This window comes from Moraxella nonliquefaciens, from assembly GCF_001679005.1.
Classification (GTDB): Bacteria; Pseudomonadota; Gammaproteobacteria; order Pseudomonadales; family Moraxellaceae; genus Moraxella; species Moraxella nonliquefaciens.
On the sequence record NZ_LXTW01000003.1, the window covers coordinates 212,092 to 236,688 of the forward strand.

Sequence of the window (24,597 nt, forward strand, 5' to 3'; positions counted from 1 at the left end):
CGCTCTGACACATAAAGACACATAAACCACTAAGGGAGGTCTTAGTGGTTTATTTGGGTTATTTTGTATGATTGAACATCAAGCGTTAAGCCAAATCATATGTTTAACTTAGGAATCTCCCACCAAAGGGCATCACTGTGATGGGCTTTGAGATACTCTTGCAAATACTGTTTGGTATCGCTTGCAATCATTTCATCATCGCCATCATCGGCTTGATTATACGCCAGTGCGTACAGGTGTATGCCATAAGCTTTTAGGGCGTTTAAGCTTAGCAGAGTATGGTTAATACTGCCAAGCCTGCCAGAGCTTACCAAAATCACAGGATAATTTTGATTGGCGATATAATCAATCATCAGCCCACCTTTAACATCATCTGTCATTGGCACCATCAAACCGCCCGCCCCTTCAATCAGCACGATCTCATAAGCCTCTGCCAGTTGTTTGGTGCATGCCAAAAGATGGCTAACATCTACCGATACGCCATCCATCTTGCTTGCCAAATGTGGCGATGCAGGGTAGCTTAGTATCAAAGGCATTGTTAGGTGCGTCTCATCATCAGGCAACATGCCCACGCCCATCATCTGTCGGTGCTTAATAATGTCTTCGCTTAGCTTGATATTGCCAGTTTGGATAAGTTTTTGGGTGATAACCGTTCGCCCATTCTTTAAAAGCTGGCAGGCGATATGACCTGTTGCGATGGTTTTACCAATGTTAGTATCAATACCGCTAATGAAATAACTGCCTTGCATTTGGTGAAGATTGGGTAATGTGGTCATAAAGATAAACTCATTGGTTTCATTGGTTTATGAGCAACAAAAAGTAGCGGCCGATAAGTCAAGGTATAACCTGCATCGGTATGAAATTGTTGATAGTTTTGACAAAACTTTGCCAAACTTTGCTTGCTCCAACATGCCTGCTCTGTGCCAACTGCTGTCACGCCTGTTGCTTTTAGGTGTCTTAGCACCGCCATCGGAGAGTCAAAATAAAGCACTTGCTCATCTGCCTTAAACTCATCAATCATAAAACCTGCTTGATTTAAACGCACCATCAGCTGTTTTGGCGTATCATAGGGTAGCCCTCGCCCTGTCAATGCTTGTATTTCAGATAAATTACCCTCAACAAAAGTACTGGCAGCAAAAAATCCGCCAGCTGTTAAAGTCTGAAAAACCCTCTTAAATAGCACATCTGGCGGATAAATCCATTGCAGTGCAGAAGATGAAATCACACCATCTAAGGTTTTTGGCAAATCAATCATCCCAATATCACCGATCAGATAATTGGCATCAATATCCTTTGGCAGTGCATTGGTTTGGATATTATCATACAAATCATTTAAATACAGTGTATCAACGCTAAAATGTTCAAATAAAGCATCGGTTAAAAGACCACTGCCAACGCCAATTTCAAGCAATCTTGATATGTGTTTATGTTGTTTGACCTGACAAGGTTGCATGTCAGTATTTTTGGTATTACAAGCTTTAACCATCTTTGCTTTAACCATCTTTAAAGAGGCGATAAGCTGTCTTGCCATCTTCGCCTGAACGGTTGCATGAGTGCGATAGCTTTGATGGGCTTTGCAAAACCTTTGGGCGATTTTATTGGGATTTGATGATAAAGCGGATTTTGTCATTTACTCTCACCTCTGACGATTTGAGTAAGCACTTGGGTAAACTTTGTCATTGTATCATCATTAATGGTACTATTTAAACAAATTCGCAACCGTGATTGCCCTTTTGGTACGGTTGGTGGGCGTACAGCCAGCACATGATAGCCTTGTCTGCCCAAATCAGCGGCGGCATTTAGCGTACGAGCATTATCACCCAATATGATGGGAATGATTTGACTGGCAGAGGGGCATGGCAGCTTTGCCAGCCGAACCACTTTTGATAAATCATCACTAAGTTTCATCAGATGCTTACGCCTTTGGTTCATCAAAGGTATTTGCTCTAAAATAAAACAGCTCCAAGCAATGTTAATGGGCGGTAAAGCGGTACTAAAAATCAAAGGACGCATTTTATTAATCAGATAATCACGCAAAATGGGATGGCAAATACAGTACCCGCCAACCGATGCCAATGCTTTTCCAAATGCACCGACAATAAAATCAACTTGATTGATGACGCCATATTCTTCCACACAGCCCAAACCACGCCCACCTCTAACACCGATGGCGTGGGCTTCATCAACATAAAGCATCACCTTTGGGTATTGTGCCTTTAAATGGCTAAGATGGGATAAATTTGTGATATCGCCATCCATGCTAAAAATACTTTCGGTAACGACAATGATACGACAAATGCCATTATCTGATTGATATTTTTGGATTAATCTTTCAAGCTGGGGGAGATTTTGATGTTGATAGCGGATGGTTTTGGTGCCATGTTTGGCAGCCAATTGCATCCCATCAATGATGCTGGCATGAACCAATTTATCCGCCAAAATCACCGTTTTGTCATCACAAATGGCAGGTAGGATGCCAATATTGGCATGATAACCGCTATTAAATAATAAGCAAGGGCGACCAAATAATGCGGCCATTTTGGTCTCTAATCGCTCAAAATTTTCAAAATTCCCTGTCAATAATCTAGAAGAAGACGCACTAAACGGCCAACGCTGTTCATGCAGCAGCTCTAAGAATTCTTCATAAAGTGATGCTTGGCTAGCAATGCCCAAATAATCATTGCTGGCTAAATTGAGCAAAGGCTTGCTGTCATTGACGCCAATTCGTTGCCCTTGATGTTTTAAGCGTTGTAATTGGCGGTGATTGTGCGATGCTTTTAAAGCGGACAGCTCTTCGGCATAAAAATTTAATAACTGGTCATTCATCATTCATCTTCGTTTATCGCTGGCCCATTGACTATTTTTTAAAATTGGGTGATAAGGTTGTGCAGATTAAATCGGTGAACTCATGCAATAAAGTTGTCAGCTCATCATCGCTGATGATAAATGGTGGCATCAGATAAACCAGCCGTCCAAAGGGGCGAATCCATATCCCTCGTGCGACGCATTCTTGTTGAATGATTGCCATATCTATGGGGTCTGTCATCTCAACCACCGCAATCGCCCCCAAAATACGCACATCAGCGACATGTGGCAACTGTTTAAGATGGGTTAGTGTCATGCGACATGTCCGAGCAATACGCCGAACATGATATTGCCAAGGGCTTTGTAATAAAAGCTGAACACTTGCCAAAGCCACAGCACATGCCAATGGATTTGCCATAAATGTTGGCCCATGCATGAACGCACCCACCTTACCATGGCTGATGGTGTGTGCCACTTTGGTTGTGGTGAGTACGGCTGACAATGTCATATAACCGCCCGTTAATGCCTTGCCCAAACACATGATGTCAGGCACTACCTTGGCATGCTGGCAAGCAAACAGACGACCTGTCCGCCCAAAGCCTGTGGCAATTTCATCAAAAATCAATAACACCCCATATTCATCACATAATTTACGCAGCTGCCTTAGATAATTTGTGTGATAAAACCGCATGCCCCCTGCCCCCTGAACAATGGGCTCAATGATAAAAGCCGCTAAGTTTTTATGGTGTCTCTTAAATGCCAAGCGAATATCGTCCATGGCCGCATCACCCCAAGGGTCATCAATCTTAATTGTTGGTGCATCCACAAAAATGCGACTGGGCAGAGCATCCCCAAAAATTTGGTGCATGCCTGTGATGGGGTCGCAAACACTCATGGCATTCCAAGTATCGCCATGATAGCCCGAGCGGGTTGTCATGATGTTGTTTTTGGTGATCTCACCCAAAGCATGCTGATATTGAACCGCCATTTTCAAAGCCACCTCAACGGCAACCGACCCTGAATCGGCATAAAAAATGTGTTGAAGCGGTTTTGGGACAATGCTAAGCAATAATTGCCCAAGTTTGATGGCAGGTTCGTGTGTCAGTCCACCAAACATGATATGAGACATTTTGGTGAGCTGTTCGGTGATGGCGGCATTTAAAACAGGATGGTTATATCCATGAATGGCACACCACCATGATGACATGCCATCGATGAGTACCGTGCCATCTTGTAGATGAATTTGACAGCCTTTGGCACAAGCAACAGGCAAAGCTGGCAAAGGGTTCGTCATAGAAGTATAAGGGTGCCATAAATGGGCGGTATCAAATTCGTTAATCATCGCCTAAATCTTAGTCAAATTGGCTTATCATAGCGAATTTAGATAAAAAATGATAGCTTTAATGGTCTAAATATAGGGCAATCACATCATAAAAAGCAAAAACCCACAGTAAATCATTAAAATATGGACAAAATAACCGTTTTATGGTTGTAAACGCCATTACCACTTATGACAACAGCCAAGGATAACACAAAATTTTCTATGAAATATAGGGCGTGCCTGCCTTTTGTATTTGCAATGAAAATCACGAAAAATCGCACGTTTTTTCAAGGAAAAAACGCAGGCTGATAGTTATTCTTTCAGGTAAGTTTTTGACGATAAAAAAACAAAATTTAGCCATTTTTCATGCAAAAATGATTAGTTTATTTCTAAAATATTTCTATATTATAAATAATGTTATAAAGGGCAGGCACGCCCTAGTAAGCTGCAATTGCCATGATAAATCCACATAAAAACATCCATGTCAGGTCTGAGTGTGTTATAATAGACTTTTATGCCACTTTGCAACATTGTGAAATTATTGTGAAATTGCAACATTGTGAAATGTTAAGCTCCCCATACAGGAACACATCATGAATGCCCCACATATCAAATCCGTAGATACTCATACAGACACCACCAAACCCCAAGGTGAAAAACTACAAAAGCTCCTAGCACGCATGGGTTTGGGTTCACGGCGTCAGTTAGAACAAATCATCAAAGCAGGGCGAATCTCCATCAATACAAAGACCGCCACACTGGGCGATAGAGCCAATGTAAGCGATGAGATTCGTGTTGATGGGCGATTGGTACGCCTTAGAGCCGAACGTGAGAAACGTCGCCGCATCATCGCCTACTACAAGCCCGAAGGTGAGATTTGCTCCATGTCTGACCCTGAGGGTCGCCCCACGGTTTTTGACCGTCTGCCTAAGTTGACAGGTGACAGATGGGTCATGGTTGGCAGGCTAGACATTAACTCATCTGGTCTTTTGCTGTTCACCAATGATGGTGAGTTGGCTCACCGTCTTATGCACCCATCTGGTGAAGTGGTGCGTGAATATGCCGTGCGTGTGCTCGGTGAGGTTACCCCAGAGATTGCCAAAAATCTAACCTGTGGCGTTGAACTTGATGATGGCATGGCACGCTTTGATGACATCAAAGAAGGTGGGGGTATGGGCGTGAACAAATGGTATCATGTTAGCATCAAAGAAGGTCGTAAGCGTGAAGTTCGCCGTATGTTTGAATCCCAAGAACTCAAAGTCTCACGTCTGATTCGCACCCGTTATGGTACCATGACATTGCCCAAAGAACTAAAAACAGGGCGATTTATTGAGCTTGATGCCAAAGCCATTGATGCACTGGTCTTATCGGTTGGATTGCGTTCTCGTCAAGGCACAGGACTGGGCACATCCGCCAAACAAAAACAAGCTCGCATTCACAAAAAGCCCCTACCTGCTCGTGAAACTCGTCAGCAACGCACCCAAAAAGGCAAAAGTGGCAGAAAAAGAGCCGATGACAGACAAGGCGTGAGTGAGAGCAGTGAGCATAAAGGACGGTGGGTCGCTGCATTTGGTAAGTCAAAGTTTTATAAGGTTTAAAATTGGCAAAAATGGGCAAGTTTGAGACCGAGTTTTGATTTAATCTTTGAAATTAAACTTTGATGATTAAGAGTAATTAACCAAAAACAGTACATACTGACACTGGTTTGCCAAACATCTCAAAACAGATGAAAAACCATAAAAGGCAAAAAGCATAAAAGATAAAACCGCCCAAAGAGCATGATGACATTTGAGCGGTTTTTATGATTGATAAATGGCAGGGTGATTTATAAATTGGCTAAATCACGCTTGCTCTGCCCAGCGTTTTTGACTCTCTTTAATCACCTCTTTGGCAGTTGTAACATCAAAAAAGCCCTCTACTTTGGTTGTGCCAGTTTTTTTCAAATCTTTGTAGTGGTTGAAGTGAAATTCTAATTGTTTTATGAGCTGTGGTGGCAAGTCATCAAGGCTGTTATAGGCGTTGCCGTTGTTGCGGTCATCAGCAGGCACGACAATGACCTTGTCATCTACCTCACCGTCATCAATAAACTTCATCACGCCAATGACTTTGGCTTTTAGAAAAATGCCTGTGGTCAATGGCTGTTCGGTTAGGATGAGTGCGTCCAGCTCATCGCCATCCTCGTCTAAGGTTTGGGGGATAAAACCATAATTACAAGGCTTGGCAAAGGTAATAGGCTCAACACGGTCAAGCTCAAAACATGCCAACTTACGATTCCATTCAATTTTGTGGTTTGAACCAGTAGGAATCTCCACGACCACATTAATCTCGCCTGCGTCCACGTCGCCTGCGTCTAGGACTTTGTTAAAATCTACCATAAAATTCTCCGATTGGGGTTAATTGGGATAAAAATAAAAAGCATGCCATTGTAATATTAAATCGCCCTAAGTGCAATCTCACCTTTGTGTCTTTTTTGAATATTGTTGACAAATTTATGAATAAATTCGTGCGTTTGGCTGTCGTCAAATCTGCCAAATTGTGAGAGTTTGACCATGGTCATGCCTGCATAACCACAAGGGTTGATGGCATTAAAGGCGGTCAAGTCATTGACAAGATTAATAGCAACACCATGGTAGCTGTGTCCGTGCTTGATTTTAAAGCCCAAACTTGCAATTTTACCGAGCATGTCGCCTGACTGATTGTAGATATACACCCCAGGGGCATCACGACGAGCCTTAGCAGTCAAATCAGACGGTAGGTATTCACCAACCACATCTTCTATGGCTTGTTCAGCGTGGCTGACAAGGTCTCGCACCCCCATGGCTAAGCGGTTTAAATCCCATAGCCAATATACCACAAGTTGTCCCATGCCATGCCATGTTACCTGTCCGCCTCTGTCAGTTTTGATGATTGGGGTGTCTGTTTTGTAAAGAATGTGCTCTTCTTTGCCTGCTTGTCCCAGTGTATAAACATCTTGATGTTCTACAATCCACAACTCATCGGGGCAGGTTTGTCCGTTTTTTTTATCATCAATATAAGATAAAATCCGAGCAAGCATCTCATCATGAGTGGCGTTGTATTGGGCATGGGGGTGAATGCTTGTGCGTAAATTATCCCATTGCAAAGGGCTAAGGTCTAGTTGGCAAAGATTTAAAGTCATGGTTATTTGCTTATTAAATTTAAATAAAGGTTATTTTATGCCATTTTACCAAAAATAAAAACCATTTTTCCCAAGATATGCCTACGCTTTATTACATGATTTATCACACAATTTACATTAACAAATACATATAAGTATGCCTAAATTTTAGTGTCTTGTGTTACTTTTTGGCTTTTGTTATAATCGGACGTGCTAGGGTGCTTTGTATATTAGCATATCAGTGTCAGTTTTTGAATGTATCGAACAATATTAACGCCAAGAAGATAAGCTGTCAAATTTGTAGGAGAAAAGAGATGAATCATGTTTGCATGCACTCACGCACCAATGACCACGCCCAAGCTCTTACCATTGCAGGGTCAGATTCTGGTGGTGGGGCGGGCATTCAGGCAGATTTAAAGACGTTTATCATGCGAGGTGTATTCGGTACAAGTATACTGACCGCTACAACTGCCCAAAATACCCAAGGTGTGTGGGACATTCATCATTTGCCAACCGCCCATGTCTATGCTCAGCTTGTTGCCATTAGGGATGATTTTAAGATTGGGGCGTGTAAAATTGGCATGTTGGGTACTTCTGATGTCATTGATATGGTGGGGCAATTTTTGCAAAATCGTCCATTTGGGCAAGTGGTGCTTGACCCTGTGATGATTGCCAAAGGAGGGCAATCCTTGCTTGATGATAATGCAAAGAACAGCCTAAGACGACTCATCCCTCTAACCGATGTCATCACGCCCAACCTACCAGAGGCGCATGTGCTGACAGGCTTGACGATGGTTAGCGATGATGACATCATACAAGCACTTCACACCTTGCAAGAGATGGGAGCAAAGACAGTCATCATCAAAGGCGGACATAGCCAAAATTCTCAAAGTGCCGTATGTACCGATTGGGTGATGGATGAAATGGGTAAGGTTTGGCACGTGCAAAGCCCTCGCAGCGACAATAAAAACACGCATGGCACAGGATGCACATTCTCAGCATGTATCACAGCAGAGCTTGCCAAGGGGGTGAGTGTGGCAGAGGCCATCCATACCGCCAAAGGTCTCATTGACCAAGCCATTAGCACCGCTCCCAATATCGGACATGGGCATGGAGCGGTCAATCATTGGGCGTTTTGGGAGGGCAAAAGATGGGAGTAGTTGTTGTATTAGGAGAACCACATAACAATCACAAAATTTTTGGTTAAGTATACAAATTTTTCCCCTTTCCCCCAAAAATTTGCTATCATATCCTAAATATCTTTTTGGAAAAATCATGACACGCGCGCCCATCATCACCTCATTGTTAGACAATGATTTGTATAAATTCACCATGCTCCAAGCCATGCTTCACCAGTTCCCCCAAACACATGGTGTATATCGTTTTCGCTGTCGTAATAACGATGAATTGGCATTTGCTTTGGGTGAGATTAAAGATGAGTTAGAATATCAGCTTGACCTGCTTTGTACCCTAAAATTTAAGCAAGATGAGTTGGATTATTTGCGAAATTTGCGGTTCATTAAGCCTGATTTTGTGGATTATTTAGAACTGTTTCAATTAAAACGCCGATTCATCACAGTTTGGACGGATGATAAGGGACGCTTAAATATTGAGATTGAAGGAGCGATGATTCAGGCGATGTTTTTTGAGATTTTTGTACTATCCATTGTCAATCAGCTCTATTACGAACGCCTAAATGACCCTAATGCCTTGACCGATGGACAAAAACGCCTTGATGAAAAAGTAGAGCTTTTAAAGCATTATGAAACGCTAGAACGTTTAGACACACACACGCCTGCCTTTGCCGTGGCAGATTTTGGTACTCGTCGCCGTTATAGCCGTGATTGGCATCATCATGTGGTGCGAACACTTGCTAAGCAATCACCCAGTATTTTTCGTGGCACATCAAATGTGTATTTGGCAAAAGAGCTAAATCTAACACCGATAGGCACCATGGCTCATGAGTTCATGCAAGCCTTTCAAGCCTTGGATGTCCGTCTACGTGAGAGCCAAAAAGCGGCCTTAGAGGCGTGGGTACGTGAATATCGGGGTGATTTGGGCATTGCTCTGACGGACGTTGTGGGCATGGATGCGTTTTTGCGTGATTTTGATTTGTACTTTGCCAAACTCTTTGATGGACTTCGCCATGATTCAGGCGATCCGTATGAATGGGGCGATAAGGCGATTGCTCATTATGAAAAGCTACGCATTGACCCAAAAATCAAAAGCCTAACGTTTAGCGACGGCTTGACACTTCAAAAGGCATGGGACTTGCATACATATTTTAAAACTCGCATCAAAACAGGCTTTGGTATTGGCACCAATCTTACCAACGACATGGGACTAACCCAGCTTAACATCGTGCTAAAACTGGTAGAGTGCAATGGTCAGCCTGTCGCCAAACTCTCCGACAGCCCCGGTAAGACGATGATTGATGATGATACGTATTTGGCTTATTTAAAGCAGGTTTTCAACGTCAAAGAATAACACATTACACAACACATTACTAAACTGGTGTGCCATTGCTTGTTGGGCAGGCGCGTACTTATCATTAAAATTTTGTAGGAAAATCATATGACTACCCTAGACCCCAACTGGCAATCCGATGCCCTAAACCCTGCTTTGGGATTTTTTGAAGAAACTTTGGCGGTTCGTGGCGGTTACCATCGCACAGACGAGGGCGAACATGGTGAGGCGATTTTTACCACCAGCAGCTATGTTTATAAATCCGCCAAGGATGCTGCTGACCATTTTGATGGCACAAAAAAGGGTAATGTGTACTCACGCCATACCAATCCTACCGTCCGAGCCTTTGAACGACGACTTGCCCTGTTAGAGGGGGGTGAGCGTTGTGTTGCTACCGCCAGTGGTATGGGAGCGATTTTGACCATGTGTTTGGCATATCTAAACGCAGGCGACCATCTATTGTGTGCCAAGCAGTTATTTGGGTCATCGATTGCGTTGTTTGATACTTATTTTCGCTCATTTGGTGTATCAGTAAGCTATGTGGACTGCTTTGACAATGATGCATGGCAAAATGCCATACAGGCTAATACCAAAGTGTTGTACTGTGAAAGCCCCTCCAACCCATTGGCTCAAATTGCCGATTTACAATTTTTGGCGAATTTGGCTCATGATAATGGAGCACTTTTAATCGTGGATAACTGTTTTGCTACCCCTGTCATTCAAAAGCCGTTGGAGCTTGGGGCGGATGTGGTCATCCACTCTGCTTCTAAGTACATTGATGGACAGGGGCGAGTGCTTGGTGGGGCGCTCGTTGGCTCAAATGAGCTTATGGAAAAAGCCTTTACGGTCATTCGCACAGGAGGCATTAGCTTATCACCTTTTAATGCGTGGGTGCTGTTAAAAGGACTTGAAACCCTATCCATTCGTATGAGAGTCCATTGTGATAACGCCAATCAAGTGGCACAGTTTTTAAACAATCATCCTAATGTTCAAAAAGTGCATTTTTCAGGACTGCCCACTCATCCCAGCCATGAACTTGCCAAATCGCAACACACACATTTAGATGTACAAAGTGGGGTGATAGCAGGGGCTTTTGGGGCGATTATCGGTTTTGAAGTGGCGGATAAGGATAAAGCGTGGCATGTTATTGACAGCACACAAGTCATCAGCATTACCAATAACCTAGGTGATGCCAAATCCACCATTACTCATCCAGCAAGCACCACTCATTTTCGCATGACACCAGAGCAACGAGCACAGGCAGGCGTAAATGATGGACTCATCCGCTTATCGGTTGGACTTGAAAATGTCCATGATATTATCAATGATTTAAAACGTGGACTTGATGCTTGGTAAAATAACATGATATTGACCACAACTTTTGCCAAAATTGCAACAAAATATTACAAAGTAGCCATGTTTGCTTAGGGCAGAGCTGTTATCTTGTGTCAGATTTACTTTTTAACGTTATTTTATGAAAAAAATTCTTAAAATTGTCGCCGCTGCTGGATTGACGATGATCTTGCGAACCAAAAAAAGACATGACAGACCACAAAGCGATATTACCATATCCACAAAGCATGCTTCTTATGGTCATAAATGGCGTTTTATCGTGGGTTCGGTGTTGCTAGGCACAACGGTCATGACTGCTCCTGCGTATGCCATGAGTGAATCAGCGGTGCAGCGTTTTGCCAGTCATTTAAACAGTGCCGCCAACGCCCAAAATATTGGCATGGTCTCACGGGTTATTGATGATAATGCTGTCATTAGTTTAACTCGCAAGGGCAGTACCATCACGTTGGATAAAAATGGTTATTTACAACTGTTACAAAAATCATGGGCAGGGGCGAGTGATTACCGTTATGACATTCACATAACAGACATCGTCATTACAGGCAACCAAGCTCGAGCCAATGTCATCACCACTGAAAGCTGGATGAAAGACGGTCGTCGCATTACGTTTAAAGCGCGGTCTCGTGCGACGTTGTCTTATGTGGGGGGCAACGCCATGTTGCTGCGTGCAGTATCTCATGTGACGGTTGAGTGATTAATAACAGTGATTAATAATAAGGCATAAAAAGCTGATTTGACGGACATGGTAAGCACATGCTTTTTGGCATTAACATATTTGGGTTTGATACAATTGCCTTGATATATTATAATACAGATAAATTTTATCACTGTTGAGTTATTCCATGTCATATTCTCAAAGAGTAGGATTAGCAAGTCATATTGGATTATTAAAGCCTTTGACCATTGCTGTATCATCCACCTTGTTATTTGCCTGTGCCTCCAATAATCACCCAGTTGTTACCAACACAAGCAACGCACCAATTGTAAGCACGCCTACCACGCCCAGCACCTCCACCTCTACCCCCACCATCTCTCATGCACCAAATGTATCTGATAATGACCATGCAGGTGTGCTTGATCAGGCAACCTTAGATGAGTTAGAAGATTTGCTTCAAGCCACGGACATGACTATGGTAGAAGGTGATGCTCTGACCGTCCGGCGTTATGGTGATTTGTGGAACAGAGTGCGTCGTGGCTACCGCATGAATGAGATAAATAATGGACGCATTGAAGTTCAAAAATCATGGTTTCGTAGTCGTCAAGATTACATCAATCGTCTGACTGCCCGCACATCACGTTATCTACATCATACCGTAACCGAAGCAGAACGTCGTGGTATTCCCACCGAACTTGCCTTGTTGCCCATTATTGAGAGTTCTTATGACCCATCAGCAACATCCAATGCAGCGGCGGCAGGTCTGTGGCAGTTCATTCCTAGCACAGGGCGTATTTATGGCCTAAACCAAAGCACCACTTATGATGGACGCCGTGATATCATTGAATCTACCCGAGCGGCATATGATTTTTTGACCAGCCTATATAACCAATTCGGTTCGTGGGAGCTTGCACTGGCAGCTTATAATGCAGGCCCTGGACGCATCCAAAAAGCCATCAACGCCAATCGTAATGCAGGTTTGCCAACCGATTATTGGTCATTACGTCTGCCAACTGAGACCATGAACTATGTACCACGTTTCATGGCGGTTGCCCAAATCATCAAAAACCCCCAAGACCATGGCGTGTATCTGCCTGCCATCGCCAATCACAGCCATTTTAGGGCGGTGCCTGCCAACTTCGGGGTAAGTTTGTATGATGTATCAAACGTGACAGGTGTGTCAGTGGATGAGTTAAGATTGCTTAATCCCTCGCTGATTAATTTTAGTGTAGATGCCAGCGGACCTGGGCGTATCATCATCCCCAATAGCGTGCCAAACAGTGCTGACAGTCAAATTAAAACCTTGCAAGGTGTGGGCTATGGTGCCTCTACCTATGTAGCAAGCAGTTATGTACAGCCAAACATGAGCGTACAAAATCCCAATTCACGTCAAGAGCTGGCTTCTGCCAATGTCCTACCAGCCACAGGGGCGGATATTACGCCTAATAACAGCATCATTCAAGAGCCACCACTGACCCAAGAAGAGCGTGACTTTATCGCCGCTCAAATTCAAGCAAATACAACAGAAAATGTTCAGCCGATTGCTCGTGATGGCAACATTGAACTTAATGTGGTACAAACGCAGCAGTCCGTACTTGAATCTCGTGGCGAAACAAAAAGCCTAAGTTATAATGCCCCAACAGGTGCAGGTACGCCTGCGATGGCATTGTTACCAAATACAACATACTCGCCATCTATTGGTACACAAACACCCATTAATCCAGCACCAACACCCATTAATCCAGCACCAACGACTGTCAGAGCAGAGCGTTATAAAGTTGTGGCAGGGGATACCTTGACAGACATTGCGACGGCTCACGGGTTAAGTGTGAGTCAGTTGGCAAGCTATAATGGCATCCCTGATAATACCATGGTAAAAATAGGGCAACGCTTGTGGCTTATCCCCGGCAAGGTCAGTACCGTTGCCAAAGATACCGCCAAAGCGACTGCAAAGATTGGTACACACACGGTTCAGGCAGGTGAGAGTCTGACATCTGTGGCAAAACGCTATAATATGAGCATTCAGGATTTGGCGGCATTAAACGGTCTGTCTGTTACAGATGGTATTTTGATTAATCAAAAACTAAAAGTATCAGGCACACCAGCCAAATCTGGCAGTAGTACAGATTCATCAAACAGTGCCATTGCCAGTACTTATAAAGTCCAATCAGGTGATACATTGATTGACATTGCCAAAAAACTGGGCATAAGCAGTGCTGACATTGCCAACCTAAATCGCTTTAATGCCAATTCAAGACTCATCGCAGGACAGACCATAAAAGTGCCCGCCACAGACACTCAGGTAGAACGTAAACTAAACAATCAGTCGGTAAAATACACCGTTCAATCAGGTGATAGTTTGACATCGGTTGCAAATAAATATGGCATCAGTATTGATGAGCTTGCCACTGCCAATAATTTATCAAGAACAGCAGGGCTGATTCGTGGTAAAACCATCACCATTCCTGCATCAGGTACGGTAAATACGAGCAGTGCAAATACCGCCCAAACAAGCAAAAATACCGCCCAAAGCAGTCGTAATGACAGCTCAAATGCCACTCGTGGTAATACCATCAAATCTACCGAAAACTATACGGTAAAAGCGGGCGATAATTTAACAGTGCTTGCAAGCAAATATGGCGTTTCGGTCAGGGATTTGGCGACAACCAACAAGCTGTCTGCCAACGCTCAATTACAACGTGGGCAGACATTAAAAGTACCAAAATTGACAGATAATTATAAAGTCAAGTCAGGCGATAGTCTAAATTCTGTGGCGAAAAAATTTGGCATCAGTGTGGCGGATCTTGCTAAGATGAATGATTTGAGTACAAATGCACAGCTTAAAATTAATCAAACGTTGATTGTGCCACATAAATAAAATTAAGCAAAGACCCCCATTTTGACAATTTAATATTTTAGGTTAAGATGGGGCTGATATTGTTTTAACGTATTGTGATTATTGTGCTTTTAAAGGTTTGGGCGTGGATTTGGATTTAGGTTTGGGGTCGGTCAAATCCAATGCCCCACCTGCAATCTCCCACAGATACAGGCTTGCCACTGAATTATATGGGGCGAAGCGTCTTTGGTATTTGGCGAAGAGTTGGGGGCTGATTTTGCGATGACGATACAGCATTCTAAGCCCACGCAGAATGGCTAAATCATGATGACTTAGTACATTCATGCGATTTAGGCTAAAAATCATCAACATTTGTGCCGTCCATTCGCCCACGCCTTTAAAAGCGGTAAGTATCTGCTTTATCTCATCATCGCCCATGGTGTGTAGCTCATCCAAATCCAGCTGATTATCCAAAATATCCCAAGCAATCGCTTGAATATAACCCGCTTTGCGATATGATACGCCAATGCCTTGTAAATCATCAGCTGATAACTGGGTAAGGGCGGTAGGTGTGATGCTGGTCAAATCCGTCAAGCGTTGCCAAATGGTTTGAGCGGCGATACCAGATATTTGCTGAGCGATGATTGCACGTATTAGCTCGCTAAATGTATCGGGATTTATTTGGCGGCTAATGTGTCCGATTTTATCAATCGCCATTGCCATATTGGGGCAACGACTGGCTAAGTAATCGGTGTGTGATTGGTCATATTGGAAAATTTGGGGCATGGGATTGTTTTTAACAAACCTTATTTGTCTTGATGGTAAAGCGTACCTACTGTTTATGACACAATTATTTTTAGCAAACATCAACGGTAGGCACGCTAATCATCTCATTGTTTTATTGCAAATCTTGTAACTTGTAGACATTAAACGGTAAAGTCGTCTCATAGGCTTCACACACCGCACGCCCTGCGTTGAGCGTGGTTGCAATCAGTACCTTATTTTGCAAGGCTTCACGGCGAATTGGGAACGAGTCTTTTAACGCCTGCTTGCCCTCGGTGGTGTTAATGGCAAGGTGAATCTGACCATTTTTCATCATATCCACGATGTGAGGGCGACCTTCGCTGACTTTATTAACACGCTTACACGCCACACCAGCATCTGCCAGTATATCATGTGTACCTCCTGTGGCAACGATGTTAAAGCCAAATCCTGCCAAGCGTTTTGCCACGTCTACCACGCCCGCTTTGTCGCTATCACGCACCGAGATAAAGACCGTTTTGGTTTCACCCTCTTGCGGTAAACCTGTCAATCTATCGCCACTGCCCAGTATTGCCTTATAATACGCCTCACCAAAGGTCTGCCCCACACCCATCACCTCGCCTGTGGATTTCATCTCAGGGCCAAGAATGGGGTCAACGCCTGGAAATTTGGCAAAAGGAAACACCGCTTCTTTGACTGAATAATGACTTGGCACAATCTCTTGGGTGAAGTTTTGCTCTGCCAAAGTCTGTCCTGCCATACAGCGGGCGGCGACTTTTGCCAAAGACACGCCGATACATTTGGAGACAAATGGCACGGTGCGAGACGCTCTTGGGTTAACCTCTAAGACATAGACTGTTTCACCTTTGATGGCAAATTGCACATTCATCAAGCCGACCACACCAAGCTCTTTTGCCATGGCGACGGTTTGGCGACGCATGTCATCTTGAATGTCATCACTTAATGAGTAAGGCGGAATGGAGCAAGCAGAATCGCCCGAGTGCACGCCTGCTTGTTCAATGTGTTGCATGATGCCACCAATCACCACCTCTTTACCGTCCGATACACAGTCCACATCCACCTCAATGGCATCATCTAAGAAATGGTCAAGCAAGACAGGCGCTTCATGAGACGCTTGCACCGCATCACGCAAGTAGCGTTTAAGTTCATCTTCGTTATAGACAATCTCCATGGCACGACCGCCCAAAACATACGATGGGCGGACAACTAAGGGGTAGCCTACTTTGGTGGCTTCTGATATACCCTCTTCAAAGGATTTAACGATGCTGTTATTGGGTTGTGTCAAGCCCAATTTTTGTATCATGTGTAAAAAGCGTTCACGGTCTTCGGCTCGGTCAATGGCATCAGGACTTGTGCCAATGATGGGAACGCCTGCTTGTTCTAGGCTACGAGCAAGTTTTAGTGGCGTTTGTCCGCCATATTGCACAATCACGCCCTTAGGCTGTTCGGTGCGTACGATTTCAAGCACATCTTCTAGGGTAATTGGCTCAAAATACAAACGGTCTGATGTGTCATAGTCGGTTGAAACGGTCTCAGGGTTACAGTTAACCATGATGGTCTCATAGCCATCTTCACGCATGGCAAGGGCGGCGTGGACACAGCAGTAATCAAACTCAATGCCTTGTCCGATACGGTTAGGGCCGCCACCGATGACCATGATTTTGTCTTTATTTGATGGGTTGGCCTCGCACTCTTCATCATATGTTGAGTACATATAAGCGGTTGATGTTTCAAATTCAGCGGCACAAGTATCCACCCGTTTGTATACAGGATAAATGCCCATGTTCCAACGGGTTTTGCGAAATTGTTTTTCAGACACGCCCATCAATTTGGCAATGCGTGCATCGGAGAGACCTTTTCGTTTAAGACGGCGTAGCAAATTGGGGGTTAAGTCGCCCATGCCAAGGGTTTTTAGCTGATTTTCTGTATGAACAATGTCCTCAATTTGCACCAAAAACCATGGGTCAATGTTGGTGTCAGCAAAAACATCATCAACCGATAAGCCAAAACGCAGTGCATCAGCGATATAAAAAATGCGTTCTGGGGTGGGGGTTTTGAGTTTGAGTTTTAAGGTGCTGATGATGCTGTCATCATTTTGTTCAAAGTCTAATTGCTCATCAAAGCCTGTCGCCCCTATTTCCAGACCACGTAGTGCCTTTTGCATGGATTCTTGAAAATTACGACCAATTGCCATCACCTCGCCAACTGATTTCATTTGAGTGGTTAGCACACTCTCAGCTTGGGGGAATTTTTCAAAGTTAAAGCGTGGCATTTTGGTAACCACATAGTCAATGGCAGGCTCAAAACTCGCTGGGGTTTTGCCCCCTGTGATGTCATTTTTTAGCTCATCTAGGGTATAGCCGACGGCAAGTTTGGCAGCGATTTTGGCAATGGGAAAGCCTGTCGCCTTAGATGCCAATGCTGATGAACGGCTCACTCGTGGGTTCATCTCAATCACCACCATACGCCCTGTTTTTGGATTGATGCCAAATTGGACATTTGAACCACCTGTCTCCACACCAATCTCACGCAACACAGCGATGGACGCATTACGCATGATTTGGTATTCTTTGTCGGTTAAGGTTTGGGCAGGGGCGACGGTGATGGAATCGCCTGTATGTACGCCCATGGGGTCAAAGTTTTCAATGGAACAGACGATGATGCAGTTGTCGTTTTTATCACGCACCACCTCCATTTCATACTCTTTCCAACCGATTAAACTCTCGTCAATGAGCAGCTGATGGGTGGGTGATAAGTCAAACCCACGCTCACAAATCTCAATAAACTCCTCACGGTTATAAGCAATGCCACCTCCAGAACCCCCCATGGTGAATGATGGGCGGATAATGCATGGAAAACCAACCTTAGCTTGAATGGCAAAAGCATCGTCCATGCTCTGTGCAATTTCTGCTTTGGGGCATTCCAGACCGATTTTTTTCATGGCTTTATCAAACAGTTCACGGTCTTCGGCTTTTTCAATGGCTTCTTTGGTTGCCCCAATCAGCTCACAGCCATATTTGGCAAGCACGCCATGTTTGTCAAGGTCAAGCGCACAGTTAAGTGCCGTCTGTCCGCCCATGGTTGGCAAAATGGCATCAGGACGCTCTTTGGCAATGATTTGCTCTACCGTCTGCCAGGTAATCGGTTCAATATAAGTGGCATCAGCCATGGACGGGTCGGTCATGATGGTGGCAGGATTTGAGTTTACCAAAATCACCCGATAGCCTTCTTCTTTTAAGGCTTTGCAGGCTTGGGCGCCTGAATAGTCAAATTCACAGGCTTGTCCGATGACAATGGGGCCTGCCCCGATGATAAGAATGGATTTAATGTCGGTACGCTTTGGCATGGTGGCTCTCTTTACGGTTCACTTAAAATAGTCAGTCATCAGCTAAAAGATTTAATTCTAGGCGATAATATATGTCAATGTCTCTTAACAGTTCATTTATATCTTGTTGCGTTAAATCTTTTAGATAGGTTTTTAACTCATTGATGGTAATCACTTCTTCGATGGCAAAACGATATTTATCAATAATGGTTTTCATACCACCTGATTTTTGTAAAATATGATCATTTAGCTCTTGCTCTATCTCCAATTTTGATTTATTAGACTTAATTACAAAAGTAATGGGAAAATGTAATACTTTATCTATGTCCAATAGATATTTATCATAATGATTAACTTCACTAACTTGAAAAAATCTACCTAATGGACGCATAACAAAGTCAATACCACCATCATTTGCATTGGTTCTGCCTGTCTTGTATAGTGTTAAATATTGCTTTTGAATGTCTTCTAATGAAAAACCGATATAAACTGCAATATTTTTATAGTGATTTTTTAAAATTGCATAGGAAATGATTTCAAAAATTCTAGCTTCGGATTTTTCATCCAGTAAAACTTCAATCCTCTCTTTCTTTAATTTTAAAGAATCTGCTAAAATTAAATTTTCAATATCATTAATCAGCTGATTGTCTTTTAGTTTTAATAATTCAATATATTTTTCAATAATATTTATGCAAATTTTCGCTATATCTATATAAGATTCATTAGAAATTTTTACTAACAAATAATTGATATGAATGGCATATTTACCATTACTGATAACAATCAGGTCATCTTGATATTTATTTTTAAATTCACCATTAACTCGAGAATTTAGGGCATGGTTTTGCAATTTTTGACCGCCATATAATTTTCTATAAAAAGAAAATAATGACATATAATCAAAACCTTCAAAATTCTTATATTCATCAATTTTATTACCATAGTCATTTTCACAATAAAAATATAAGATGGCATAAATTGCATAGATATTGGCTAAGTTTCTTCTACTTTTAGAGTTGCCATAAATTGCCCCCATTTTACCATCTAAATATTGCAAAAGTGGGCTATGATGATAAATGGCTTCATAATCATCGTTGAAATTTTCAATTAAAATTTCTTTGATAAATTCTTTCATATCACAATCCTAAGCCCATTTGATTTATATGGTCTTTTTTAGATTTATGATTGGTTTTGCGTGATTTATCTTGCACTAAAATTTCTCCTTGATAAGCACAACCAAGACCTGTTCGTCTAATGCCTATTTTAAAAAATTCAGGATTAATTTCAATTCCAATAGCCTTCCTACCCAGTCTAACAGCAACTGCTGACGTTGTAAAAGATCCACTAAATGGGTCTAACACAATATCATTTTTATTGCTAGATGCCAAAATAATACGTTCTAAGAGCTTTTCAGGTTTCTGTGTAGGGTGGTTTTCATATTCTGCCATTTTGTAACGAACACGATTAAATTCCCACACATTACTTGGAATTTTTTTTGTATTATATGGCTGTGGTGGTACTTTACGGTAATCAATTAATTTACGTTGGCTACCTGTTTTTGCTTCAATCAAAATATCTTCTTTGTTAAAAACATAATTTGTTTTTTTATTATGTGTAAACATCAAGATGGGTTCATAAGAAGAGCTAAACTTATTTTTTGGCTGTGTTCCAGATGAATCATAGCTCCAAATTAAACGATTAATGATAAAGTATTCATCATCTATATATCTATCAAGAATCGGCATATACTGTGTAGAACTCATGATATACATTGTGCCATTACTGCTTAAAATACGCATACATTCATCAATCCAATGTTTACACCATATCAAATATTCATCAGCACTTGCAAAACTATCTTTATTATTGCCAAAATCTTTACCAATTCCATATGGTGGGTCAGCGAAAATTAAACTAATACTATTACTTGGTAGTTGCTTTAAAATTTTTAAACTGTCTCCTAAAATTACTGCCGTATTTTCATCAGATATTTTATCATCAAAATTATTTATATCATCAACCAATCGCATCACATCCTCCAACAGTTGTGGCAAATAAAACTCACTAACCCCAATTTCAATCACCTTGTCACCCACAAAGAAAAATGGTTTATTCATTATCAACTTTCAGTATTAGGTGGTTTTCTCGTTCCACATCATCGCCTTAATGAATGGTTTTGGCGATCAGATGGTGGTTTTGTCATATAAAATACACCCCTAAATTGGCACAGACCTGCCCCGATGATAAGAATGGATTTAATGTCGGTACGCTTTGGCATGGTGGCTCTCTTTGTTGATAAATTATTGATAAATTTTTTTTGATTGATAAAATGGGTTAAAAAAGTGTTGCCATCGCTTGTTCTTCTTGGCGGATACGCTTAAATAAGACCAGCAAATAAATGGGCAAGCCAATCAATAAAACATACCACGCTTGACACAATAAGGCGATGCCAATTAATTCAGGTATGATGTTTAAAAAATAATTGGGGTGGCGAAATGTTTTAAATAACCACGAACGATTAATTTGATGTTCTGGTAAAATATAGATTTTAACCGTCCAAATCTCCCCCAACTGCTTGATAATCAACGCCAATATTACAAATGAAGCACTTACCATCAGCGTACCAACCAAGGATACGCCATTAAAAGCAGTGTCAAAAATCCATACCGAGATAAAACACGCCAAATAATAAAGCGTATGAACCACCGCAAGCACCGTAGAATTGGTTTTTCCGTATTGTGTCGCCCCTTTGGCAATTAAGGCTTTTTCATGTTTAATGGAGACGGCTAAAAATAACAGTCTGATGATAAAAAATAGGATTAAAATGCTTAAAATCATTGTCATTGATGTTTTTTCCGAAATATAATTAAATTAGACCGTCATGCCATATAAACAATTCTCATAAGTCCACGCCATAATCTTGTTATCATCATTGCTTTCATAAAATGCTGATAATAATGTGTGCCATGTTTCAAGCTGATTTTCATTGATATTTAACACGCCACAACCTACCATGATAAGTTCGTAATTGGCACAAATCATTGCCGTGCGTTTATTACCGTCCCAAAATAATTGATGTCGCATCATATAATACATGGTTTTTAAAATACGATGCGTGTTTGATATGGGTAAGTGATTTAATTCATTTAACGCTTGTTCAACCTTATTTTTAAGCGGAATGTCTGGCACAAAACTCACGCCACTAATGCCAACATTGCCAGTTCTTAGCTCACCCCACGCCAAACTTTCATTGTATGCCACAAAGCCATTGACTTTGCATGCAAATGCCAGGTCAAATTGACTGTCCGATGATAAAATAAATTGCCACGCATTTTTTAGATTTAACAGCACTTGCATGTCATGGGTTGAAATGCCGCTCACACTCATGCCATCAATAATGGTTTTGGTTTGGGGAAAAGTGGTATTGACATTTTCCAAGCGTGACATGCTGTGAATGACTTCAACGATGTTTTTTTTCGCCAAAAACCGATTTTGTTCAAGGGTTAGGTTGAATTTATCAGCAAACATGATGGGCATATTCATTCAAAAAAATCTTCATCAATTTCACAAATTTCAAGCACTTCTTTGACTTGAATGCCCACTTTATATTTAATCATCAAACCAACCAGCTCTTGCCCATCAATCAGGACAATTCTGCCCAATAATTTTTGAGAAAATCCTTGGGCGGATTTGGTAAATGATGATGTGGTGATAAATACACCCCGTTCCACGCCATTGCCCTGTAATGCCCCTGAAAAGGATTGTAATTCTTTTGAACCAATCATGTTATCACTGGCATATCTTTTGGCTTGAATGTAGATATTTTGAATGCCTAATGGGTCTTGTTTGATGACCCCATCAATGCCACCATCGTGTGATTTGCCAGTATGTTCAAACAAGTTTTCTTTACCGCCATATCCCATGGCAAGCAATAACTTTAATACCGATTTTTCAAAAAATAAAGGCGTGCCTTGTTGCAATTTATTTAACAGTTCAACCGAAATTTCTGTTTCAAGATTTTTAATGGCATTTTTAGCTTGGGTTTCAAAATCCATGTCATCATTATCATCAGTTTTAATGGCGGATTTGCCTGATGATTTTTCTTTATGTTTAATCTCTGCTCTACTTTTTAAATAACTTTTCCAATCAGGTAAATCAGCTTCATCATACAGTCTTTCGCTAATTTCTGTTTTATCTTGCCAAAGCTGTGCCATTTTTAAACCAATGGGTGTGATTTGATAGGTGGCTTTACTGATGCGATTTAAGATACCTGCTTTGGTTAGAGAACTGATTGACCAAGCGATGGCGTTTTCTACTTTTGGCTGACCACTGTCAAAACGCAAAGTTAAAATTTCATCAGAAAATTCCCCCAATTGAATGACGCCTTGATAAATCTCTTGGCGTTTACGAACTTTATTATCACTCATCAGCTTTAATGTTAAAGCACGGCATTTATCACGGTATTCACGATTATTAAAATTCATAACAGTTTTCCAAAAGAGCAAGTTGTTTTAGATGGTGCGTTTCATAAAGCAAATTCACCCAATTTACCGTCCAAAATGTCACTGCCCAAATTCACACTTTCGCCTTTTGCATTTCCATAATAAATCTGTCAAACAAAGCTGAACAATCATGCGGGCCGGGGCTGGCTTCTGGGTGTCCTTGAAAGCCAAATGCAGGTTTATCGGTCAACTCAATGCCTTGATTTGTGCCATCAAACAGTGAGCGATGCGTGGCTTTAACATTGGCAGGTAAGGTCGCTTCATCAATGGCAAAGCCATGATTTTGTGATGTAATCATCACCGTGCCATCTGCCAAATTTTGCACAGGGTGGTTTGCCCCATGATGCCCTGATTTCATTTTGATGGTTTTTGCCCCACTGGCCAGACCCAATAATTGATGCCCCAAGCAGATACCAAACGTTGGAATGTCCGTTTGCTCAATGATGTGTCTGATATTGTCAATGGCATAGGTGCAGGCGGCAGGGTCAGCAGGGCCGTTGGAGAGAAAAATGCCATCAGGATTTTTTGCCAAAACCTCGCTAATCGGTGTTTGGGCAGGGACAACCGTCACATGACAACCCCTATCCACCAGCATGCGTAGAATGTTGGTTTTTGTGCCAAAATCATAGGCTACCACATGAAATTTTTTATCAATATGTTTGCCAAGCTGTTTAAAATAACCGCCTGTTGGGCTGTCTGTTTTGCCATATTTGGCGGTGGTGGCAGGGTTGTCAGCAAGTTCCCAAGTGCCTTCTACCCATTCAAATCCTTGTGGGTGGCAGCACTCTTTTGCCAAATCAAGCCCCGTCAGACCTGCAAACTCTTTGGCAAGTTGCACCGCTTTGTTTTCATCGTCAGCTGTGATGTCCGTGTCGCTGTCTATGGTATAAATACAACCGTGCTGAGCCCCTTTATCACGCAAAATTCGAGTCAGCTTTCGGGTGTCAATTTCGGCGATGGCAACGGTGTCATGGCGTTGTAGAAAGTCGGTGAGTGATTCATCGTTGCGAAAACTTGAACTGATGATGGTGGCATCACGGATAATCAGTCCTGATGCCCAAATGCGATGTTCACTGCCAGACTCGCCGTCTTCGCTGTTGGTGCCTGTGTTGCCAATGTGTGGGTAGGTTAAGGTAACCAGCTGTTTGGCGTAGCTTGGGTCGGTTAGGATTTCTTGATAGCCTGTCATGGCGGTGTTAAATACCACTTCGCCAACGCTACTGCCCATTGCACCAATGCTGATGCCGTGAAAAATTGTACCGTCAGCGAGGGCTAAAATGGCTTTTTTGGTCATGACACACTCCGATTGGCAAACATAAATGATGGGTTGAAATGCAAAATTATTGGTTGTTTGGCAAATTTTAGACAAAATTTTTTGGCAAAATTGCCATCGTCTATAACTTAGACACAAAAAA

Annotated in this window: 21 protein-coding genes; 6 read left to right on the forward strand and 15 right to left on the reverse strand. The window is 42.2% G+C overall.

Features of this window, described 5'->3' with window-relative positions; all coding sequences use genetic code 11:
- Window positions 1–95: 95 nt before the first annotated feature.
- From bioD to bioA, 4 genes are read right to left on the reverse strand one after another with little or no spacing between them, the layout of a single operon-like run.
- Window positions 96–776: a dethiobiotin synthase gene (gene bioD, locus A7456_RS02140; RefSeq protein WP_082995392.1), complete on the reverse strand. Its 681-nt coding sequence runs from the start codon at window positions 774–776 to the stop codon at window positions 96–98.
- Window positions 773–1,630 carry a methyltransferase domain-containing protein gene (locus A7456_RS02145; protein WP_067007113.1) on the reverse strand — a complete coding sequence of 286 codons (858 nt, stop codon included), beginning with the start codon at window positions 1,628–1,630 and terminating at the stop codon, window positions 773–775. Before A7456_RS02145 ends, bioD begins: the two co-directional genes overlap by 4 nt.
- On the reverse strand, window positions 1,627–2,826 hold the full coding sequence (locus tag A7456_RS02150; protein WP_067007116.1) for an aminotransferase class I/II-fold pyridoxal phosphate-dependent enzyme: 1,200 nt from the start codon (window positions 2,824–2,826) through the stop codon (window positions 1,627–1,629). Before A7456_RS02150 ends, A7456_RS02145 begins: the two co-directional genes overlap by 4 nt.
- 31 nt (window positions 2,827–2,857) lie before the next feature.
- The gene (gene bioA, locus A7456_RS02155) at window positions 2,858–4,147 is read right to left on the reverse strand and encodes an adenosylmethionine--8-amino-7-oxononanoate transaminase (protein WP_067007119.1); all 1,290 of its coding nucleotides are present in this window, start codon (window positions 4,145–4,147) and stop codon (window positions 2,858–2,860) included.
- Between the two features lie 572 nt (window positions 4,148–4,719).
- Here bioA and rluB point away from each other — a divergent pair.
- Window positions 4,720–5,724, forward strand: coding sequence for a 23S rRNA pseudouridine(2605) synthase RluB (gene rluB, locus A7456_RS02160; RefSeq protein WP_067007122.1), 1,005 nt, complete (start codon window positions 4,720–4,722; stop codon window positions 5,722–5,724).
- Between the two features lie 243 nt (window positions 5,725–5,967).
- Here the strand turns inward: rluB and A7456_RS02165 are convergent, their stop codons facing one another.
- Both A7456_RS02165 and lipB read right to left on the reverse strand, forming a co-directional pair.
- Entirely contained in the window at window positions 5,968–6,501 is a 534-nt protein-coding gene (locus A7456_RS02165) for an inorganic diphosphatase (protein ID WP_067007125.1), read from the reverse strand.
- Between the two features lie 56 nt (window positions 6,502–6,557).
- Entirely contained in the window at window positions 6,558–7,283 is a 726-nt protein-coding gene (gene lipB / locus A7456_RS02170) for a lipoyl(octanoyl) transferase LipB (protein WP_066893307.1), read from the reverse strand.
- Window positions 7,284–7,576: 293 nt separating this feature from the next.
- Between lipB and thiD the strand changes: the two genes are divergently transcribed.
- The 5 genes from thiD to A7456_RS02195 all read left to right on the forward strand — a co-directional run bounded on the left by thiD (window position 7,577) and on the right by A7456_RS02195 (window position 14,614).
- Entirely contained in the window at window positions 7,577–8,422 is an 846-nt protein-coding gene (thiD, locus tag A7456_RS02175) for a bifunctional hydroxymethylpyrimidine kinase/phosphomethylpyrimidine kinase (RefSeq protein ID WP_197940245.1), read from the forward strand.
- Window positions 8,423–8,537: 115 nt separating this feature from the next.
- Window positions 8,538–9,749, forward strand: coding sequence for a nicotinate phosphoribosyltransferase (gene pncB, locus A7456_RS02180; RefSeq protein ID WP_066885717.1), 1,212 nt, complete (start codon window positions 8,538–8,540; stop codon window positions 9,747–9,749).
- An 87-nt stretch (window positions 9,750–9,836) separates the two neighbouring features.
- Window positions 9,837–11,084: an O-succinylhomoserine sulfhydrylase gene (locus A7456_RS02185; protein WP_066893306.1), complete on the forward strand. Its 1,248-nt coding sequence runs from the start codon at window positions 9,837–9,839 to the stop codon at window positions 11,082–11,084.
- A gap of 118 nt (window positions 11,085–11,202) precedes the next feature.
- Window positions 11,203–11,775, forward strand: a complete 573-nt coding sequence (locus A7456_RS02190; RefSeq protein WP_067007128.1) for a hypothetical protein — start codon at window positions 11,203–11,205, stop codon at window positions 11,773–11,775.
- 148 nt (window positions 11,776–11,923) lie between these two features.
- Window positions 11,924–14,614, forward strand: a complete 2,691-nt coding sequence (locus A7456_RS02195) for a LysM peptidoglycan-binding domain-containing protein (protein WP_067007131.1) — start codon at window positions 11,924–11,926, stop codon at window positions 14,612–14,614.
- A 78-nt stretch (window positions 14,615–14,692) separates the two neighbouring features.
- On the opposite strand, the gene A7456_RS02200 is transcribed toward A7456_RS02195, so the two are convergent.
- The 9 genes from A7456_RS02200 to carA form a co-directional block, all read right to left on the reverse strand.
- Window positions 14,693–15,358, reverse strand: coding sequence for a DNA-3-methyladenine glycosylase family protein (locus tag A7456_RS02200; protein WP_066893299.1), 666 nt, complete (start codon window positions 15,356–15,358; stop codon window positions 14,693–14,695).
- A gap of 112 nt (window positions 15,359–15,470) precedes the next feature.
- A complete protein-coding gene (gene carB / locus A7456_RS02205) occupies window positions 15,471–18,701 on the reverse strand; it encodes a carbamoyl-phosphate synthase large subunit (protein ID WP_067007134.1) in 3,231 nt (1,076 codons plus the stop codon).
- Window positions 18,702–18,732: 31 nt separating this feature from the next.
- Window positions 18,733–19,815: a restriction endonuclease gene (locus A7456_RS02210; RefSeq protein WP_067007137.1), complete on the reverse strand. Its 1,083-nt coding sequence runs from the start codon at window positions 19,813–19,815 to the stop codon at window positions 18,733–18,735.
- A 1-nt stretch (window position 19,816) separates the two neighbouring features.
- On the reverse strand, window positions 19,817–20,797 hold the full coding sequence (gene yhdJ, locus A7456_RS02215) for an adenine-specific DNA-methyltransferase (protein WP_198455347.1): 981 nt from the start codon (window positions 20,795–20,797) through the stop codon (window positions 19,817–19,819).
- Window positions 20,798–20,835: 38 nt separating this feature from the next.
- Window positions 20,836–20,958: a hypothetical protein gene (locus A7456_RS11855; RefSeq protein ID WP_265091065.1), complete on the reverse strand. Its 123-nt coding sequence runs from the start codon at window positions 20,956–20,958 to the stop codon at window positions 20,836–20,838.
- Window positions 20,959–21,014: 56 nt separating this feature from the next.
- Window positions 21,015–21,524: an isoprenylcysteine carboxyl methyltransferase family protein gene (locus A7456_RS02220; RefSeq protein ID WP_082995393.1), complete on the reverse strand. Its 510-nt coding sequence runs from the start codon at window positions 21,522–21,524 to the stop codon at window positions 21,015–21,017.
- 27 nt (window positions 21,525–21,551) lie between these two features.
- On the reverse strand, window positions 21,552–22,223 hold the full coding sequence (locus A7456_RS02225; RefSeq protein WP_197940244.1) for a Fic family protein: 672 nt from the start codon (window positions 22,221–22,223) through the stop codon (window positions 21,552–21,554).
- A complete protein-coding gene (locus A7456_RS02230) occupies window positions 22,220–23,164 on the reverse strand; it encodes a restriction endonuclease (protein WP_067007140.1) in 945 nt (314 codons plus the stop codon). The genes A7456_RS02225 and A7456_RS02230 overlap by 4 nt, the downstream gene beginning before the upstream one ends.
- A gap of 91 nt (window positions 23,165–23,255) precedes the next feature.
- Window positions 23,256–24,476, reverse strand: coding sequence for a glutamine-hydrolyzing carbamoyl-phosphate synthase small subunit (gene carA, locus A7456_RS02235; RefSeq protein WP_067007143.1), 1,221 nt, complete (start codon window positions 24,474–24,476; stop codon window positions 23,256–23,258).
- Between the last annotated feature and the right edge of the window lie 121 nt (window positions 24,477–24,597).